This window comes from Mesorhizobium sp. M0991 (genome assembly GCF_040318915.1).
GTDB lineage: Bacteria > Pseudomonadota > Alphaproteobacteria > Rhizobiales > Rhizobiaceae > Mesorhizobium.
In genome coordinates this window covers 1-512 of the sequence record NZ_JAMYNE010000115.1, presented here as the reverse complement: position 1 = coordinate 512, position 512 = coordinate 1, and the positions used below count along the sequence as shown (strand labels likewise).

Genomic DNA, 512 nt, shown 5'->3' with positions numbered 1-512 from the left:
GCTCAGGCACCGTTGACATCGTCTTTGCCAACAGCCACGAGATCAAGTCGCTCTACCAGACCGCGTGCTTCGACGAGGCGCTGGCGCAGATCCGCAAGGATTGCAAGATCGCAGCCGTCACCCGCTCGGAAAAGGGCTCGGTCATCGTCCGCGGCGACGAGACCGTCACCATCGAGGCGACCAGGATCCGCGAGCTGGTCGACACGACAGGCGCCGGCGACCTTTATGCCGCCGGTTTCCTCTACGGCTACACGCAGGGCCGCAGCCTGAAGCAGTGCGGCGATCTCGGCTCGCTGGCCGCCGGGCTGGTCATCCAGCAAATCGGCCCAAGGCCAAGGCAGAACCTGCGCCGAGAGGCCGAACAGGCGGGGCTGCTGTAGGGAGCTCGGTCTCGCTCGATGGCAGGGCAATCGCACATCGGCAAGTGCCCCCTCACCCGGATTGCCAACCGAATTGCCAAGGGCAATTCGGGGCAATCCGACCTATCCCCGCGGGGAGAGGTGGGATTGCCC

The 512-nt window shown here is 65.4% G+C and carries 1 protein-coding gene; it reads left to right on the top strand.

The window, feature by feature from the left end:
- A partial coding sequence (locus NKH70_RS35760; protein ID WP_353027486.1) for a PfkB family carbohydrate kinase occupies positions 1–380 on the top strand: 380 nt, incomplete at its 5' end.
- Positions 381–512: the final 132 nt, after the last annotated feature.